Here is a 16,704-nt window from a genome sequence, read left to right as displayed (position 1 = left end):
CATCCCTGGTTCAGCTGCCCTCTCGCGACTTCCATCCCGGCGCTTCACTCAAAGGGGCCCCGGGGCCCTACCTGCTGCTGATGGCGTGAGGGACGACAAAGGTCGGCTTTGGTAAATCCTCTTGAAGAGAGAGCCTGAAAACGACTGCCCGAAACTTCCCAGTGGCATCACATGCAAGCAGGAATTGGAATGCGAGGGTATCTTGTCATGACCGGTGCCAGATCGGGACCTTGTCACAGACCAGTTCATTATCGATCAACCCATCCAGTTCCAGCCGTTTGGGAAAGCCCGCCAACGCCTCGCTGAGGTCTGCCAGGAGCTGGGGGACCCCTTTTGTGTCCGGATCCAGGCCAAGCTCCCCGCCGCTGAATACCAGGATCAGGCAGTGCTGGAATCCCACCCCCATATCCCACCAGTAGTGGACTTCCGCCAGATCAGCCAAGGGGATAACTCTGTCGCCGTCCTTGGCGCTGTAGCGGATGACGCCATCCTGCAAGCAGATGCATTCTTTTTTGAAGAGTCTCATTATCCGTAGGAGGTTCATGCCTTACTCACCATCACGACATTCCCGGCACCAACGAGACAAGATGAAAGGAAGGATGTCCAGCACCTCGGCCACTTCCTTGACGCTGCGATGGGGTTCATGGCTCCACAGCACTGCCTTGACCTTGAATTCCAGGCTGTACTGCGGGGTCCGTTTTCCGGTCTTGTAAGCATGCATCGACTTCCTCTCGGTGAGTGAGTGATGCGTGTCCGTTAAAGCGGGTGAGGTCCAGAACGAACTGGATGTTCAATCATCAGCTTCATCAGGGCCATAGAGATCCAAGCCTAGTTCAATCCCTCGCTCACCAAGGGCCTTCATAGATTCCGCAGAGACTGACAAACCCTCGTTGCTATGCTTCATGAACAAGCCACAAAAAAGATCAATTCTGCAGCTACTCGATATTTTGGCCCACACTTTAAGATTTCCTGTGAGCTTACCCAACAACTCGGCTATTTGGCCATCGAGGTTTTCAGGCGTTGCATCCATAGCTTCCAAGTACCACATACCAGTTTTGGCAATACGTGAAACGCCCGAGACCTTGCCAATGATTACTTCCCCTTTTGTCTGCTGTTTTGAAGCAGTGTGACCGAGGAGAGCAGAGATTTCATCCGGGTTGAGATCATCCCCGATGATTCTTAATGTCGCTACTGAGCGATCTAAATGGGCCATGTCTGTCTGACGCCTAACGCCGCCAGCAGCGGCCGAGTGAAACGAGGTCCAGAGCGATACTGGCTGGCTTTGTTAGTGCTATTTGTAGTGATACCACCAGTTACCATTATTTTCTCTATCTACTGTTTCTTGTGACTCAACATCAAAAACTACTTCTGGCCTTGCTTGTATTGGCCAGTTGAAAGTTTCAAGCAGCTCTTTCATTGATGCAGTAAAAGTGCTGTTGGACTTTAACGTTTCTTTAGCGGTATCGGTTGGAACACCCACAACAAATACGAGGTATTTCGGATCAATATAATACGCGCCAAAAGACCAAACCATCGGTTTGAGCCCCTCTGCTCTCACAAGATTCTTGAGAGCGGATTCAATTCTCCAAATTTTCCACTTGAGTAGCAGGTTCATATTGAGCACTAACGCCGCACACAGGGGACGGCAAAAAAGCGCAGCGTTTTGACGGTCCCAGCGACCAACGGGAGCGACTGCTGTGCATTGTTAACTGTTGTTTCCAAGTTTATACCTATTTTCTTTTGAGCCCGGAGGGCCAAACCGAACCCGAACGTAACCTTCTTGTGTGAGGCTGGATTTTTCTAATACTGACCTTATGGCCCCATAGAGCACGGAAGCACTCGGGCCGTACATATAGATGACCGCCACGCCTTGACCTACCTCATTACCATCTAGCTCACCGGCCTTTGCGTTACGTATAGCCTTTTCCAGTTCATCTTCAAGTAAGAATACACGTTCTAAGCTTGCAGTTCCGCTGCCCTGAGAAGTTTCAAAAGGAAATACAACTATAACCGCCTCTTCAGCTGAAACTACCGTAGAAATAAGCAGAGCAAATATAAAAGCAGATATCCTTATCATTTTGCACCATTAGTTCAGACAGTTAACAGTTTTATTAGCGAGCCGGCTCGCTTTTACTCATTAGACCAGTTTTGCTCATAGCTCTAACCAACTGATCCCCCTATTGATTTCCTTCTGACATTTTATGTCGCTGCGTGAAAGCGAGCCGTCTCTTTATCACGCAAGCCGATGGCGCTTTATCATCACATCGGATGAGCGATAACTCCCACTACATCAGTCTCTTATAACTGGTCACACCGGACAAAGCGAGAGCTGGCGGCTGTCACAAAAGCTCCTGAATGACCGGAACCGAGAGATACACTGTACGCCCATCCAAAAACCTGAACGGCGCTAACTACCCTTTCACAGCCAGCCGAACCTTGCGGATAAGGCCCCGGAGCCCCTTTTAAGTGGAGCGCCTTACCGCCGGGAGCGTGAGCTGACGCGAGACAAGGATGTCGAGCGAGCGGAGGACGCGTCGGGAACCGTACGCAGCGGTCAGCGGTAAGCGACCAGAGGTAAGGACATCGCGTAACGCCAGGGGCGGTGCTTTTGGATACTTTGTGCGAAAACAAAGTATCACGCCCGCCGGTGCGGGAACCGGCAAACAAAAAGCCGTGCCGCTGGCACATTCAAGACACGCTACCGCCCTTGGGTTACAGCCCCCAATCGGCTGATCACATCCTTGTTTTCATCTCTCCTTGGACAAACCCGATAAGCGAAGCCTTTCCTGGCCCGCTCAATCTTCCTTGGGTGTTCTTAATAACCGGTACTGGTTGACGGCAACGGCCAAGCAATAGCCAAAGGTGGTCAGCAGCTTGAATGCCTTACGCCCGTCTTCCAGTGAATGGCCGAAAAGTGGCTGAAGCGCAGCCCCCAAACTGAACAAGGCCAAGATGCCGGTAATGGCGATGATGCAGTATCTCAGTCCGGAAAAATACTGGGCGCCGAGGTTGAGAAAGATCAGGCCCATTACCAAGCCGAAGGCCATGGCAAAGGTCGGGTTGCCAAAACGCCAGCCGTCACCCGAAGCTGCCATCAGCAGCATGCAGAAAAAGATGCCACCACCGCCAATAACGGCAGTACCTGGCGTATCTCCGCCTTCGCCACCGGGCAACGGCATTTTATATCTGCCTGTCATGGCTGCTGTCGGGGCGCAACAGCAATGGCTCCGGCCGGAGCCTGTACGAAGCTGTTGTAGCTCGGCACTCCAGCACTGGTATCGCCAGTCATGGAGCCTATGGCTCCCATGGGCACACCGGCCAGGCCCAGGGCAATGGCACCGCCAACGCCATTGAAGAGGGGGAAGCCTCTCCGCAACACCGGCTTCATTGAACGCCATACCGGCAAATTTGGGCGGGCTTTCATAAGCAAAAAGGACTCCTTGCAGCGGTCTTTCTATTTGTCAAAAGAAGCTATTTGACTGCTCTGATATAGAGAACCTTCTGGTCGGATCCGGCTATCTGGCGCTCTTCCGTGATAAAGAGATCGTCCTTGGCTCTGACCAAATCTGAGAGTTTCTTAAAACCAAAATTTCGCGAATCGAACTCGGGTTGAAGCTTTGATAGATAGTCACCAAAGGTGCCCAAATGCGCCCAACCCGAGTCGTCGCTCGATTGCTCCAAGGCATCAAGCATGAACTGCCTTGGAAAAGAAGCTTGTGGTTTTCCTACGGTGGCAGAGGGGTGCTCTTGGTCAGTGATGCTTTCCTTACTTGCCTTGGGGCGCAATACCTCGGTAAAGATGAATTTGTGGCAAGCGCTGCGGAAGGCATCAGGTGTTTTTTCCTCGCCAAAACCCAGAACCATGAGACCTTCCTCCCTTAGGCGCACGGCCAGGCCAGTAAAGTCACTATCGCTGCTGACTATGCAGAAGCCATCGAACTTGCGTTTATAAAGCAGGTCCATCGCGTCAATGATCATGCTGCTATCAGTGGCGTTCTTACCCGTGGTGTAAGCGTATTGCTGTATGGGCTTGATGGCATGCCGCTGAAGTACTTTCTTCCAGGCTGCGCTGGTGGGGGAGGTGAAGTCGCCGTAGATTCGCTTGACGGTCGCTTCACCATAACGGGCGATTTCGGCCAGCAACCCTTCAATCACAGCGGCTTGGGCATTATCCGCGTCGATAAGGACGGCCAATCTCAAAGCGGGTTCTTCTGACTCGATCTTGGCGATAAGTTTTGGTGACACCATGTTGCACTCCGTTGCTTGCAGCGCATCCAAGCGTTGCTCTAGTCATTTGCCAACGCTAACGCACAACATGATGCAGGTAAATGCCATTGAGGGGCGTCCATCAAGGCCTATGCCATGGCCGCTCAAGGCCACAACACATCAATGCTGATGCCTCCCCTGCTTCAACTTCCAATAGCCGACGGCGGTCAGGACACCCACCACCACGGCGCCGAGGCCCCCCAATTCCGCCAACCAGCTTTCGCCGAGGAAGGCGGCCAGTACCGCCACCAGCAGCAGCAGGCCGGTCAGCTGGACGCCTCTGTGGATGCGCACCCTGGCCTGTTTGGTCTGGCGGTCGACTTTCGATTTGGTCATGGCATTCCCCCCGATATCCCTGCTCAAGCATAGCCGCCAAAAGGGCTAAGGCCTTGTCTGGACAGCGTAAAAATGGCGCCAGGCACTATTGTGGCAGCCAGGCCTTGCCGTCCCCGGTCAGCCAGAGCGCCAGCTCGGGGGCCGTCATGGGGGCGGCGAAGTGGTAGCCCTGGATCAGGTCGCAGCCGAGGCCCGTGACCAGCTCCAGCTGTTCCTGGGTCTCGACCCCTTCGGCCACCACCCGCAGCCCGAAGCTGGCGCCCAGCTGGATGACGGCGGCGGTGAGGGTGCGGTCGCTGGGATCTGTCTCGATGTCGCGGATAAAGCTGCGGTCCACCTTGAGCTCGGCCACCGGGAAGCGCTTGAGGTAGCTCAAGCTGGAAAAGCCGGTGCCGAAGTCGTCGATGGAGAGGCTGATGCCCAGGGCGCGGAGCCGCTCCATGGTGGCCAGGATCTGGTCGTTGGACTCGATCAGCAGCCCTTCGGTGATCTCCAGGGTCAGGTCGGCGCCGCTGAGGCCCTGCTCCTGGAGCAGGGCCTGGATCCGTTCCACCAGATCCGGCTGGCGGAAGTCCAGGGCCGAGAGGTTGACGGCGACGGCGGGGATGGCGAGGCCTTGCCGGCGCCAGGCGGTCAGCTGCACCAGGGCCTGCTCCAGCACAGTGCAGTCGAGGTTGCAGATGAGGCCGCTTTCCTCGGCCAGGGGAATGAAGACGGCGGGGGGGATGTTCCCGAGGGCGGGATCCTGGCAACGGGCCAGCACTTCCAGCCCGGCCAGCCTGGCCTCCTTGACCGAGATCTGGGGCTGGTAGTGCAGCACCAGGCTCTTCTCGGCCATGGCCCTGCGCAGGGCCGCCAGCTGCTGGTGGCGCAGCTGGGCGCTCTCGTTCATGGCCGCCTTGTAGAAAGACCAGGTGTTGCGGCCGCTGTCCTTGGCCTGGTGCAGGGCTATCTCGGTGTTCCTGAGCAGGGTGTCGACGTTGGTGGCGTCTTCCGGCGCCAGGCTGATGCCGATGCTGGCGCTGATGGACAGCTCCCGGCCCGCCAGTTGCACAGGGATCTGGATCCTGGCCAGCAGCCCTTCCGCCAGGGTCCTGGCCTGGTTGGCGTCGGTGTCGATCGCCAGCAGCAGGAACTCGTCGCCGCCGGTGCGGGCCAGGGTGTGCTTGTGGGACAGGCCGTCCTGCAGGCGCCCGGCCAGCAGCTGCAGCAGCTGGTCGCCGACGGCGTGACCCAGGGATTCGTTGATGGCCTTGAAGTTGTCCAAGTCGATGAAGAGCGCCGCCAGGGGCGCCCTGCTGAAACGGGTGGCGGTCAGGGCTTGCTCCAGCCTGTCCCGCAACAGGCTGCGGTTGGGCAAGCCGGTGAGGGGGTCGAAGAACACCAGCCGGTGGATCTGCTGCTGGGCCCGCTCGTGCTCCATGGCCAGGGCGCAGATATGGACGCAGGTCTCCACCATCTGGCGGTGGAAGGCGCTGGGGCCGCGCTTTTCCCGGTAGTAGAGGGCGAAGGTGCCGGCCACCTTGCCGTCTTTGAACAGTATGGGGCTGGACCAGCAGGCGGCCAGGCCCAGGGGTAACGCCAGGGCCTTGTAGTGCTCCCAGAGGGGGTCTGTGGCGATGTCGGTGACCTCCACCGGCTGGCGGCGCCAGGCGGCGGTGCCGCAGGAGCCGGCCTTGGGGCCAATGGGTTCGCCGTCGATGGCGTCGCTGAAGAGGGGGGCCATGCTGGGGGCGGCGCAGGGGTGGACCTTGCCGTCGTCATCCACCAGCAGCACAGTGCAGAGCAGTTCAGGGGCCAATGTCTCCACCCGCTTGCAGAGCAGCTCCATGCAGTGGTGCAAGGGCTCCCCCTGGGCCACGGCTTGCAGCACCTCGCTTTGCAGCAGTTGGATGCTTTCCCTGTGGAAGTCGGGCCCGCAGCGCTTCAGGCAGAGGGTGAAAGCGGCAGGCCAGTGCTGGCGGCCGCGCAGGGACAGTTCGAACAGTTGGCCGCCCTTGGTCCGTTCCAGGCTGAGGGCCAGGCCCGCCTGCTCGGCCCGCTTGCACAGCCCCTGCCACTTGGCCTGGTCCAGGCTCGTAAAGAGCGCCGTGATTGCGGCCTTGCCGGTGAGGCCGGCGTCCTCCAGCAGCAGGGCGAACGCCGGGTTGAAGTGATGGAGTTGGCCACCCTGGTCGGCGCCGGCCAGGGCCAGGGGCGCCGTGTCCACCATTTCGGCCAACAGGGCACTGTCGGGCTGCTCGGGCAACAGCCCGGCTTCGCCTTTCTTCATGGCCATGGCACCTTCATTCCTTGCGCCGCCGGGGCGCCGTCAGTCCATCAGAGCAGGCTTTGACGTCCTTGGCAACAGCATGGCCTGGGTTGCGCCTTCAAGCTTTGAGCCAGGTCATCTTTGCCCGGCGACCCAGGTAAAAAGCGCCAAGGGCCCGGGGCGAGTTTGGTCGTAGCTTCTTATTTCGCTCGGCCTCCTCACCGCTCAGAGCTGGGCCCTTTCGGCCTGGCAGAGGTAGCAGCCCCACTTGGCATTGTGCAGCTGCACATAGGCCAGGGCCGGGCCTGAGAAGAAGTCTTCCAGCAGCGGCGCCAGTTCGGCGCCGGGGCAGACCTCGGCCCTGATGATATGGTGGCCGTGGTCGTAGCCCCTGACTGAGATCAGCCGCTTGCCGATGTAGGGCGGTACCTCTCCTGCTTTCAGTTCGGCCTGGCGTGCGCCTCGGCGCACGAAGATGGGGCCGCTGGCCCTGTAGGGGCTGTCCGCCCCCTGGTGCCGGTAGGGCAGCAGCAGGACTTCGTCACCTGGCTGGGCGTCTTCGAGGCTGATCCGGCAGGGATAGCCGCTCGGACTGTCGGCGACCAGGCGCCGGATCTGCCGGGCGGCCAACTGCCGATCGTCGAGGCTGAAGAGGTCGGCAAACTGGGCCTCGGCGAGGCCCTTGAGGATAAAGCTAGGCATGGGGTTCTCCTTGTATTGGGTGCAAGGAGAGCTTGCCCAAGGGCGGCCCTAAATGCTGGCCAAAAGCGGACCCGGAGTTGGCGATGGTGGCTTGGGGCCATAAAAAAGGCCCCATCAGGGGCCTTTTCCATTTTGCGTGCCGGCTTAGAGGCTGGGCAGCAGGCCGGGGATGGCCAGGCTGTTCAGCTCGGCGCTGGCCAGGATGGCGTCGGCGGCTTCCATGTCGGCGGCCATGTAGCGGTCCTGGTCGTAGAAGCTGACCTGGGCGCGCAGTGTCGCCTTGGCGCTTTCAACGGCTTCGCTTGCCTTGAGCGGGGCGCGGAAGTCCAAGCCCTGGCAGGCGGCCAGGTATTCCACGGCCAGCACGCCACGGGTGTTGGCGGCCATGTCGGCCAGGCGGCGGCCGGCGAAGGTGGCCATGGACACGTGGTCTTCCTGGTTGGCGCTGGTGGGCAGGCTGTCGACGCTGGCCGGGTGGGCCAGGGACTTGTTTTCGGACGCCAGGGCGGCGGCTGTGACCTGGGCGATCATGAAGCCGGAGTTGACGCCGCCGTTGTTGACCAGGAAGGCCGGCAGGCCGGACAGGTTCTTGTCGATCAGCAGCGCCATGCGGCGCTCGGACAGGGCACCGATCTCGCTGATGGCGATGGCCAGGTTGTCGGCGGCCATGGCCACCGGCTCGGCGTGGAAGTTGCCGCCGCTGATGATGTCGTCATCATTCGCGAACACCAGGGGGTTGTCGGTGACGCCGTTGGCCTCGCAGTGCAGCACTTCGGCGGCCTGGCGGATCTGGGTCAGGACGGCGCCCATCACCTGGGGCTGGCAGCGCAGGCTGTAGGGGTCCTGAACCTTGGCGCAGTTGGCGTGGGAGTCACCCACCTCGGAACGGTCACCCAGCAGGTGGCGGTAGAGGCGGGCGGAATCGATCTGGCCCTTCTGGCCGCGCACCTCGTGGATGCGGGCATCGAAGGGACGGCGTGAGCCGAGGGCCGCTTCCACGCTGGTGGCGCCGATCACCGAGCCGGCCACGAACAGATCTTCGGCGGCGAAGAGGCCTTGCAGGGCGAAGGCGGTGGAGGCCTGGGTACCGTTCAGCAGGGCCAGGCCCTCCTTGGCGGCCAGCACCACGGGCTGGATGCCGGCGATCTCCAGGCCCTGGCTGGCGGTCAGCTTCTGGCCCTTGTGCAGCACATGGCCTTCGCCGATCAGCGGGCAGACCATGTGGGACAGGGGCGCCAGGTCGCCGGAGGCGCCTACGGAGCCCTTCTTGGGAATGCAGGGGTAGACTTCGGCGTTGATCAGCGCCATCAGCCCTTGCAGCACCACGGGGCGGATGCCGGAGAAGCCGCGGGACAGGGAGTTGAGTTTGAGCACCATCAGCAGGCGCACCGTGTCTTCGCTCATCAGCTCGCCGATGCCGGCGGCGTGGGACAGCACGATGCGGCGCTGCAGCTCTTCCAACTCGTGGCGGGCGATGCGGGTGTTGGCCAGCAGGCCGAAACCGGTGTTGATGCCGTAGACGGTGCGGTCTTCCTCTATGACCTTCTGCACCATGGCGGCGCTGGCCTCGATGGCCGGCCAGGCGGCGTCATCCAGGCTGACCCTGACGGGGCCGCGGGCGACGCGGCGGATATCGGCCAGGCTGAGGGTGCCGGGTTTCAGTACCAGTTCAAACATCAGTTGTTCTCCAGCATGGGCAGATCCAGGCCCTGTTCACGGGCGCAGTTCTTGGCGATGTCGTAGCCGGCGTCGGCGTGGCGCATGACGCCGGTGCCCGGGTCGTTGCGCAGCACCCGGCCCAGGCGTTGGTGGGCCGCGTCGGTGCCGTCGGCGACGATGACGACGCCGGAATGTTGGCTGAAGCCCATGCCGACGCCGCCGCCGTGGTGCAGAGACACCCAGGTGGCGCCGCCGGCGGTGTTGAGCAGGGCGTTCAGCAGCGGCCAGTCGGAAACGGCGTCGGAACCGTCCATCATGGATTCGGTTTCACGGTTGGGGCTGGCGACGGAGCCGGAATCCAGGTGGTCGCGGCCGATGACGACGGGGGCCTTGAGTTCGCCGTTCTTGACCATCTCGTTGAAGGCCTGGCCGAGGCGGGCGCGGTCCTTGAGGCCGACCCAGCAGATACGGGCGGGCAGGCCCTGGAAGGCGATGCGCTCACGGGCCATGTCCAGCCAGTTGTGCAGGTGCGGGTTGTCGGGGATCAGTTCCTTGACCTTGGCGTCGGTCTTGTAGATGTCTTCCGGATCGCCGGAGAGGGCTGCCCAGCGGAAGGGGCCTATGCCTTCACAGAACAGGGGCCTGATGTAGGCGGGCACGAAGCCGGGGAAGTCGAAGGCGTTCTCGACACCCTCTTCCAGGGCCATCTGGCGGATGTTGTTGCCGTAGTCCAGGGTGGCGGCGCCGCGCTCCTGCAGGGCCAGCATGGCGCGCACCTGCACGGCCATGGACTGCTTGGCGGCCTTGACCACGGCCGCTTCGTCCTTCAGGCGCATTTCGCGGGCCTGGGCCATGGTCCAGCCCTGGGGCAGGTAGCCGTTCAGGGGGTCGTGGGCGGAGGTCTGGTCGGTGACCACGTCGGGGGTGATGCCGCGCTCTACCAGTTCGGCAAAGACGTCGGCGGCGTTGCCCAGCAGGCCCACGGACAGGGCCTGGCCCTTGGCCTGGGCTTCTTCGATGATGGCCAGCGCCTCATCCAGGCTGGTGGCCTTCTTGTCGACGTAGCGGGTACGGAGGCGGAAGTCGATGCGGGTCTCGTCGCACTCCACGGCCAGCATGGAGAAGCCGGCCATGGTGCCGGCCAGGGGCTGGGCGCCGCCCATGCCGCCGAGGCCGCCGGTGAGGATCCACTTGCCCTGGGCCTTGCCTTCGAAGTGCTGCTTGGCCACGGACACGAAGGTCTCGTAGGTGCCTTGGACTATGCCCTGGGAGCCGATGTAGATCCAGGAGCCTGCCGTCATCTGGCCGTACATCATCAGGCCTTTCTTATCCAGCTCGTTGAAGTGCTCCCAGTTGGCCCAGTGGGGCACCAGGTTGGAGTTGGCGATCAGCACGCGGGGGGCATCGCTGTGGGTCTTGAAGACGCCGACCGGCTTGCCGGACTGGACCAGCAAGGTCTCGTCGGCTTCCAGGCGCTGCAGCACCTCCACTATCTTGTCGAAGCACTCCCAGTTGCGGGCGGCGCGGCCAATGCCGCCGTAGACCACCAGGGCCTGGGGATGCTCGGCCACATCCGGGTCCAGGTTGTTCATCAGCATGCGCAGGGCGGCCTCGGCCAGCCAGTTCTTACAGCGCAGCTCTGAGCCGTGGGGCGCACGGATCACGCGGCTTTCGTCGAGACGGTTCATAACTTCTCCCCCAATGTCATTGGTACTTGTCCGCCCAGCCGGTAATGGCTGGGGTGGTAAAGGCGGGCCAGGCTGACGGCACCCTGGCGGGCGGCCGTGAGCCGGGTCAGTTTCAACAGCGGGCTGCCTTCGGCGACGTCCAGCAGCCCGGCCTGGTTGCCGTCGGCGGCCACCGCCTCCACCCAGTGGTGGGCGGCGGTGAGCGGCGCCACGGCGCTCAAATATTCGTGGGGCGTATGGGCCCCGAAGTCCTGGTCCAGGTAGCCCGGGGCCAGGGCCAGGTTGACGTAACGCTCCTCCAGCTGGATGGGCGCCTCGTCCTCGGCGTGCAAAATGCGGGAGAAGCCCACGGCCTCTCCTGTTTTGACCCCCAGCAGCTTGGCGATATCCGGCGGGCAGGGCAGGGACTTGAGGCTCACCACCTCGGCCTGGTGGTGGCGGCCCCGCTCCGCTATTTCGTCGGCGATGTTGCGGATGGTCAGCAGGGCGCTCTGGGCCTTGAGCTCGGCCACGAAGGTGCCCTGGCCCTGGCGCCGTTCCAGCATGCCGCTGTCCACCAGCTCGGTCAGGGCCCGGCGCGCCGTCATCCGCGATACGCAAAAACGCTCGGCCAGCTGGTTCTCCGACGGCACCGCGTCCCCCGGGCTGAGGTCCCCGGCGTCTATGCTGTCCAGCAGCCAGCGGCGTATGGGTTCAAACTTGCTCATGACCAAAAAGGCTTGTTGACGTTGACGTCAATGTGGCACAGTTAAGTTGTATATACAAGTTGCGGAGGCAAGATGTCGGCAGACTGGGATCAGCTGGTAGTGAACGTGAACCTGGCCACCATGGGCCCGGCGGGCAATGTGCTGGACGGCGCCCTGGCCGTGAAGGACGGCAAGATAGCCTGGCTGGGCAAGAAGGATGAGCTGCCGGCCCTGGACCCGCTGCTGCCCGTCGTCGACGGCCGGGGCGGCTGGCTGCTGCCGGGCTTCATCGACTGCCACACCCATATCGTCTATGGCGGCAGCCGCGCCCGGGAATTCGCCCTGCGCCTGGAAGGGGCGAGCTACGAGGAAATAGCCAAGGCCGGCGGCGGCATCATGAGCACGGTGCGCGCCACCCGTGAGGAAGACGAAGAAAGCCTCTACCACAGCGCCCGCGCCCGGCTGCGCGCCCTGCTGGACGAAGGGGTCACTACTGTCGAGATCAAATCCGGCTACGGCCTGGAGCTGGAAGCCGAGCGCAAGTGCCTGCGGGTGGCGCGCCTCCTCGGCGAGCAGATGCCCCAGCGCATCCGCACCACCTTCCTCGGCGCCCACGCCGTGCCCGCCGAATACAAGGGCGACCCCGACGCCTACATCGACCTCGTCTGCGACCAGATGCTGCCGGCCATAGCCGCCGAGGGGCTGGCGGACGCCGTGGACGCCTTCTGCGAAGGGGTGGGTTTCTCGTTGGAACAGACCCGCAAGGTGTTCGAGGCCGCCCGCCAGGCCGGGCTGCCGGTGAAACTCCATGCCGAGCAGCTCTCCAACCTCGGCGGCTCTGCGCTTGCGGCCAGCTTCAAGGCGTTGTCGGTGGACCACCTCGAATACCTGGACGAAGCCGGCATCAAGGCCATCAAGGATAGCGGCACCGTGGCCGTGCTGCTGCCCGGCGCCTTTTACTTCCTGCGGGAGACCAAGCTGCCGCCCATGGCGCTGCTGCGTAAACATGGCGTGCCCATGGCCATCGCCACCGACATCAACCCCGGCACCTCGCCTTTGAGTTCCTTGCTGCTGATGCTGAACATGGGCTGCACCCTGTTCCGCCTCACCACTGAAGAGGCCCTCAAGGGCGCCACTATCCACGCCGCCCAGGCCTTGGGGATGCAGGAGCAGATCGGCAGCCTGGAAGTTGGCAAGCAGGCCGACATGGCCCTCTGGGCCGTCAGCGAACCGGCCGAGCTCTGCTACCAGTTCGGGGTCAGGCCGCTGAGCCAGCTCTGGGTCGGGGGCAAGGAAGTGAGTGGCATCAGGCGTTAGCACGCCAGACGACCCTGTTGAAGGAGGCGCCACTTTAGAGTGGCGCCTTTTTCATGGCGCCTGCATTGCAGGAGCCTTCTGGGTGAGCAACCGCCGGCTAGGCCGTGGCGAACTTACCCATCACCACGAAAGTCATCTCTGGATACAAGACGCCGGCCTGGGGTTCCTTGAGCGCCTTGAAACCGTGCTTCTGCATGGCCAGCACCCGGTGCTCCGGGCAATCGAGCAGTATGCTGTTCGCGCCCAGTGCCTCGGCCTTGCTGAGCCTGGCCCGGATCAGTTGTTCCGCAATGCCCTGCCGGCGCCAGGCTGGCGCCACGGCCAGTCGTCCCATGGTGGCAAAAGGCGGCGCCAGTTCAGCTTCGAGATCCGCGTAAAGCTCCCGTTCCGGCAAGTGGGCGAGATCCCAGGACAAGCTCAGGCGCGCCGTGGCGATGAGGGTGCCATCGGCGCCGGTGACAAGCCAAAGGTGGGAGTGGTGATCGGCCGCTTCCAGCCAGCCGCTGTCTTCGTCGCTGGGTGCCATCTGCGATGCCCTGTCGCGCCAGATCGCGCTGCGAAAACGCCCTATGGCCTTGAGCAGGGCGCCATCCGCCTCGCCTGGTGGGTAGTGGCTCAGCCTGGGCGTCCGGTCCTGCGCTGCTTGTGCTGGCATCATGCATCCTTGCTTGATTGACGTGATGGCTGATAGTAGGTCGCTGGTTAAATCATCACAACCGGCCATCGCTAATACAGCAAATCCACCAGCCGGCGGGCTTTATCAAAACCTCAAGCCTCTCGGCCTGGTCGCTGAGTCAGCTCTGGGGCGGGGCAAAGAAATATGCGGCATCTGCCGCTAAGCCAAAAGGCCGCAGAAGAGGCCTTTTTGGTGGCGAAAAGGATAAGCTGGGTCTGCCCTTGGCCCAATCAATTGGGAGTGATCTTTTGCCAAAGCCACCATTGCCAGACGCGCGCGACGGCCTTAACGAGCTGGAGCGTATCGTGCTTTATGTGCTCAACCAGACCCAGCAGGAGCTAGGTGGCCGGCCCGTGCCCACCGCCATGCTCTATGGCCGGGTAGTGGAATATATCAATATCAGCGAGGCCGAATTGCAGGCTTGCCTTCAGCGCCTGGGGGCGGGGGACCATCAGGCCCGGCCAGGTTAGGCTCGGCCTTACCCCAATGCCAACCAGAGCCCTACCCCCATCATCAGGGTGCCGGCGATACGGTTGACCAGGGCCAGGTTGTTGCCGCTGCCAAGGAAGCGGCCCATGCTCTTGCCACCGGCGGCGTAGAGCATCAGGCAGCCGAACTCGGTGCAGAGGATGATCCCCACCAGCAGGCCCAGTTGGCCGGGCAGGGAACGGGCCGTGTCGATAAAGGGCGGTAGCAACGAGACCATGAAGGCCCAGCCCTTGGGGTTGGCGATGGCGGTGACGAAACCCTGGGTCGCCAGTTGGCGCCGGGAGGCTGGGGCCTGGCCGGGCTCGCCGGTCAGGGCCAGCTTGCCCCTGGCCCGCCACATCTGCACCCCGAGGTAGAGCAGGTAGGCGCCGCCGCCGTACTTGAAGAGCTGGAACAGCAACGGGTAGTTGAGCATCACCGCCGCCACCCCCACCACGGCCGCCACCGACACCAGGCCCACCCCCAGCAGTTCCCCCGCCATCATCCACATGGTGCGCCTGACCCCCAGGGTCATGCCCAGGGTCATGGACAGCGTCATGCACATGCCGGGAGTGATGGACACGAAGAAGAAGGTGGCCAGGAAGATGAGCAGCACTTGTTCCTGCACGGCGGGCTCCGGTGAAGAGGGGGCCGTTGCACCTTAAGGCAAGGCGGTGAGGGGCGCAATCTGACCAGAGCGGAGGCAGCAAAAAGGCCGCGGGTGCGGCCTTTTGTCTTTTACCTGATGGCGCAATGCGCTTGGCTTATTGCGCCTTACGCTCGCCGAGTTGGTTGATGGCCACGGCGCTGAGGATCACGGCCAGGGCCACCCAGGTGTTGGAGCCCAGCTGTTCCTGGTTGAGGGTGGCGGCGAGGATCACGCCGACCAGGGGCACCAGGTAGTTGGACAGGGAGGCAAACACTGGGCCTGCCTTCTGGATGAGGATCATGTACAGCAGGTAGACGACGCCGGCGCACATCACGCCCAGGTAAGCCACGGCGCCGAGGGCCGGGCCGGTGGGCTGGAAGCTGTCCAGGGGGGCGGTCAGCAAGGCCAGCAGCACCAACTGGTTGCTGGCGGCCAGCAGCACGTTGCGGGCCACGATCAGCGGTTCCTCGCTGTCCAGGCGCTTGAGCAGCAGCAGGGCCAGGGCGAAGCAGGCGCTGGCGCCTATGATGGCCATGGCGCCCCAGAAGCTGGCGTTGACCCCTTGGCCCAGCTCGGGGGCGAAGAGCACCAGCAGCCCCGCGAAGCCCACGGCCACCGACAGCAGGCCCATGGCGGTGATGCGGGCCCCTTTGACCAGCAACGGGCTCAGCAGTATGGCGAAGAAGGGGATGGTGCCCATCAGGATGGCGGCCACGGCCGTATCCAGGTACTGCTGGCCCCAGGCCACGGCCACGAAGGGCAGTGTGGCTTCCAGGAAACCGATCAGGTGGTACTTGCCCCACTGGCGCTTGCTGGCCTTGAGCTTGAGGAAGTAGCAGAGGGCGACCAGGGTCATGCAGCCCACCATGGCCCGGCCGGCGCCGACCCAGACGGGGGGCAGGGCCGCCACGGCCTTCTGCTGGAATAAAAATTGGGAGCCCCAGATCAGGCCGACTCCCCACAGGAAAAGGTAATTCTTGAGCATGTTGGATGCCTCGACAAAGCAGAGGCCATTCTAGGAGCCGCCCTTCCATGGTTAAAATGAATAATCATCATTACCCCATGGCGGATATCGATATGTCCAGGCTGGATCTGAACCTGCTCAAGGTGTTCGACACCCTGATGCTCTGCCGCTCGGTGTCGGAGGCGGCGCGGCAGCTGCACCTGTCCCAGTCCACCGTCTCCCATGCCCTGGCGAGGCTGCGCGACCAGCTGGGGGACCCGCTCTTCGTGGCCGGGCGCAGCGGCATGCAGCCGAGCCCCAGGGCCCAGGCCCTGGCCCCGGCCTTTCGCCAGGCCCTTACCCTGGTGGACGACGCCCTGGCCCAGGCCCCCGCCTTTGACCCGGCCAGCAGCGAGCGCCGCTTCACCCTGGCGGCGGGCAGCTACGTGGACATGGTGCTGCTGCCGCCGCTGATGGCGGCGCTGATGGCCAAGGCCCCCGGCGTCAGCCTGCGGCTGCGGGTGCTGGGGCAGTCGGATTACGAGCAGGAGCTGGAAAGGGGGGAGCTGGACCTGGTGCTGGGTTTCAACGAACCGGCGCACCTTTCTCCCCGGCTGGAGCAACAGCCCCTGGTGACCGAATCGGTGAGCCTGCTCAGCGGCCGGCCCCTGGCGGCGCCGACCCCGGCAAAGCTTGGGTCCTTGCAGTACATCTACCCCTCGGACTGGGGCCACAGCCAACTGCTGTTGGACCACTGGCTGCAGGGCCACGGCATCCAGCGACAGATCCGCCTGCAGGTGCCGGACTTCCAGGCCATACCCGGCGTTCTGGCCAGCACCGAGCTGGTGGTGGTGGTGCCGAGCGCCGTGGCCGGGCTCTACGCCCGCCAGCACGGCCTCCACGCCTATCCCCTGGCGGCCAGCGGCCTGAGCTTCACCCAGGTCATGGCCTGGCATCCCCGTTTCGCCCAGGACCCGGGATTACACTGGCTGAAGGAACAGATCCTGGACGTGGCTAGCGGCGTCTAGCCAGGCTGGGCTTGGCTTTGAAACCCTCGGGCTTT

The 16,704-nt window shown here is 62.7% G+C and carries 19 protein-coding genes; 3 read left to right on the top strand and 16 right to left on the bottom strand.

Annotated elements, in window-relative coordinates; genetic code table 11:
• Nucleotides 1-205: 205 nt before the first annotated feature.
• From PVT67_RS17205 to PVT67_RS17145, 13 genes are all read right to left on the bottom strand, one after another.
• Nucleotides 206-526, bottom strand: coding sequence for a hypothetical protein (locus tag PVT67_RS17205; protein ID WP_301495829.1), 321 nt, complete (start codon nucleotides 524-526; stop codon nucleotides 206-208).
• A gap of 21 nt (nucleotides 527-547) precedes the next feature.
• Nucleotides 548-721: a transposase gene (locus tag PVT67_RS17200; protein WP_301495827.1), complete on the bottom strand. Its 174-nt coding sequence runs from the start codon at nucleotides 719-721 to the stop codon at nucleotides 548-550.
• Nucleotides 722-790: 69 nt separating this feature from the next.
• A complete protein-coding gene (locus tag PVT67_RS17195; RefSeq protein ID WP_301495825.1) occupies nucleotides 791-1,213 on the bottom strand; it encodes a DUF4279 domain-containing protein in 423 nt (140 codons plus the stop codon).
• A 78-nt stretch (nucleotides 1,214-1,291) separates the two neighbouring features.
• On the bottom strand, nucleotides 1,292-1,615 hold the full coding sequence (locus PVT67_RS17190) for a hypothetical protein (RefSeq protein ID WP_301495823.1): 324 nt from the start codon (nucleotides 1,613-1,615) through the stop codon (nucleotides 1,292-1,294).
• Between the two features lie 90 nt (nucleotides 1,616-1,705).
• Nucleotides 1,706-2,077, bottom strand: coding sequence for a hypothetical protein (locus PVT67_RS17185; RefSeq protein WP_301495821.1), 372 nt, complete (start codon nucleotides 2,075-2,077; stop codon nucleotides 1,706-1,708).
• 718 nt (nucleotides 2,078-2,795) lie between these two features.
• On the bottom strand, nucleotides 2,796-3,179 hold the full coding sequence (locus PVT67_RS17180; protein WP_301495819.1) for a hypothetical protein: 384 nt from the start codon (nucleotides 3,177-3,179) through the stop codon (nucleotides 2,796-2,798).
• A 292-nt stretch (nucleotides 3,180-3,471) separates the two neighbouring features.
• Nucleotides 3,472-4,278, bottom strand: coding sequence for an NYN domain-containing protein (locus tag PVT67_RS17175; protein WP_336407772.1), 807 nt, complete (start codon nucleotides 4,276-4,278; stop codon nucleotides 3,472-3,474).
• A gap of 108 nt (nucleotides 4,279-4,386) precedes the next feature.
• Entirely contained in the window at nucleotides 4,387-4,602 is a 216-nt protein-coding gene (locus PVT67_RS17170) for a hypothetical protein (protein ID WP_301495817.1), read from the bottom strand.
• 85 nt (nucleotides 4,603-4,687) lie between these two features.
• A complete protein-coding gene (locus PVT67_RS17165; RefSeq protein ID WP_301495814.1) occupies nucleotides 4,688-6,874 on the bottom strand; it encodes a bifunctional diguanylate cyclase/phosphodiesterase in 2,187 nt (728 codons plus the stop codon).
• A gap of 204 nt (nucleotides 6,875-7,078) precedes the next feature.
• Nucleotides 7,079-7,555: a DUF1203 domain-containing protein gene (locus PVT67_RS17160; protein ID WP_301495813.1), complete on the bottom strand. Its 477-nt coding sequence runs from the start codon at nucleotides 7,553-7,555 to the stop codon at nucleotides 7,079-7,081.
• A gap of 144 nt (nucleotides 7,556-7,699) precedes the next feature.
• On the bottom strand, nucleotides 7,700-9,232 hold the full coding sequence (gene hutH / locus PVT67_RS17155) for a histidine ammonia-lyase (protein WP_301495812.1): 1,533 nt from the start codon (nucleotides 9,230-9,232) through the stop codon (nucleotides 7,700-7,702).
• The gene (hutU, locus tag PVT67_RS17150) at nucleotides 9,232-10,902 is read right to left on the bottom strand and encodes a urocanate hydratase (protein ID WP_301495811.1); all 1,671 of its coding nucleotides are present in this window, start codon (nucleotides 10,900-10,902) and stop codon (nucleotides 9,232-9,234) included. The genes hutH and hutU overlap by 1 nt, the downstream gene beginning before the upstream one ends.
• Nucleotides 10,899-11,609: a UTRA domain-containing protein gene (locus tag PVT67_RS17145; protein ID WP_301495809.1), complete on the bottom strand. Its 711-nt coding sequence runs from the start codon at nucleotides 11,607-11,609 to the stop codon at nucleotides 10,899-10,901. The genes hutU and PVT67_RS17145 overlap by 4 nt, the downstream gene beginning before the upstream one ends.
• Before the next feature lie 72 nt (nucleotides 11,610-11,681).
• On the opposite strand from PVT67_RS17145, the gene hutI reads away from it, so the two are divergent.
• On the top strand, nucleotides 11,682-12,905 hold the full coding sequence (gene hutI, locus PVT67_RS17140; protein ID WP_301495806.1) for an imidazolonepropionase: 1,224 nt from the start codon (nucleotides 11,682-11,684) through the stop codon (nucleotides 12,903-12,905).
• A gap of 97 nt (nucleotides 12,906-13,002) precedes the next feature.
• On the opposite strand, the gene PVT67_RS17135 is transcribed toward hutI, so the two are convergent.
• Entirely contained in the window at nucleotides 13,003-13,560 is a 558-nt protein-coding gene (locus PVT67_RS17135) for a GNAT family N-acetyltransferase (protein ID WP_301495804.1), read from the bottom strand.
• A gap of 284 nt (nucleotides 13,561-13,844) precedes the next feature.
• On the opposite strand from PVT67_RS17135, the gene PVT67_RS17130 reads away from it, so the two are divergent.
• Nucleotides 13,845-14,051 (top strand): hypothetical protein, encoded by a 207-nt coding sequence (locus PVT67_RS17130; protein ID WP_301495802.1) that lies wholly within the window; start codon nucleotides 13,845-13,847, stop codon nucleotides 14,049-14,051.
• A gap of 8 nt (nucleotides 14,052-14,059) precedes the next feature.
• Here PVT67_RS17130 and PVT67_RS17125 read toward each other — a convergent pair whose 3' ends face one another.
• Nucleotides 14,060-14,677 (bottom strand): LysE family translocator, encoded by a 618-nt coding sequence (locus PVT67_RS17125; protein WP_301495800.1) that lies wholly within the window; start codon nucleotides 14,675-14,677, stop codon nucleotides 14,060-14,062.
• 136 nt (nucleotides 14,678-14,813) lie between these two features.
• A complete protein-coding gene (locus PVT67_RS17120) occupies nucleotides 14,814-15,683 on the bottom strand; it encodes a DMT family transporter (protein WP_301495798.1) in 870 nt (289 codons plus the stop codon).
• Between the two features lie 77 nt (nucleotides 15,684-15,760).
• On the opposite strand from PVT67_RS17120, the gene PVT67_RS17115 reads away from it, so the two are divergent.
• Complete coding sequence (locus tag PVT67_RS17115; RefSeq protein WP_301495796.1) at nucleotides 15,761-16,669, top strand: LysR family transcriptional regulator; 909 nt, start codon at nucleotides 15,761-15,763, stop codon at nucleotides 16,667-16,669.
• Nucleotides 16,670-16,704: the final 35 nt, after the last annotated feature.

This window comes from Gallaecimonas kandeliae (assembly GCF_030450055.1).
Classification (GTDB): domain Bacteria; phylum Pseudomonadota; class Gammaproteobacteria; order Enterobacterales; family Gallaecimonadaceae; genus Gallaecimonas; species Gallaecimonas kandeliae.
Note: the sequence above shows the minus strand (reverse complement) of the source record. Positions and strands in the feature narration are given on the sequence as shown.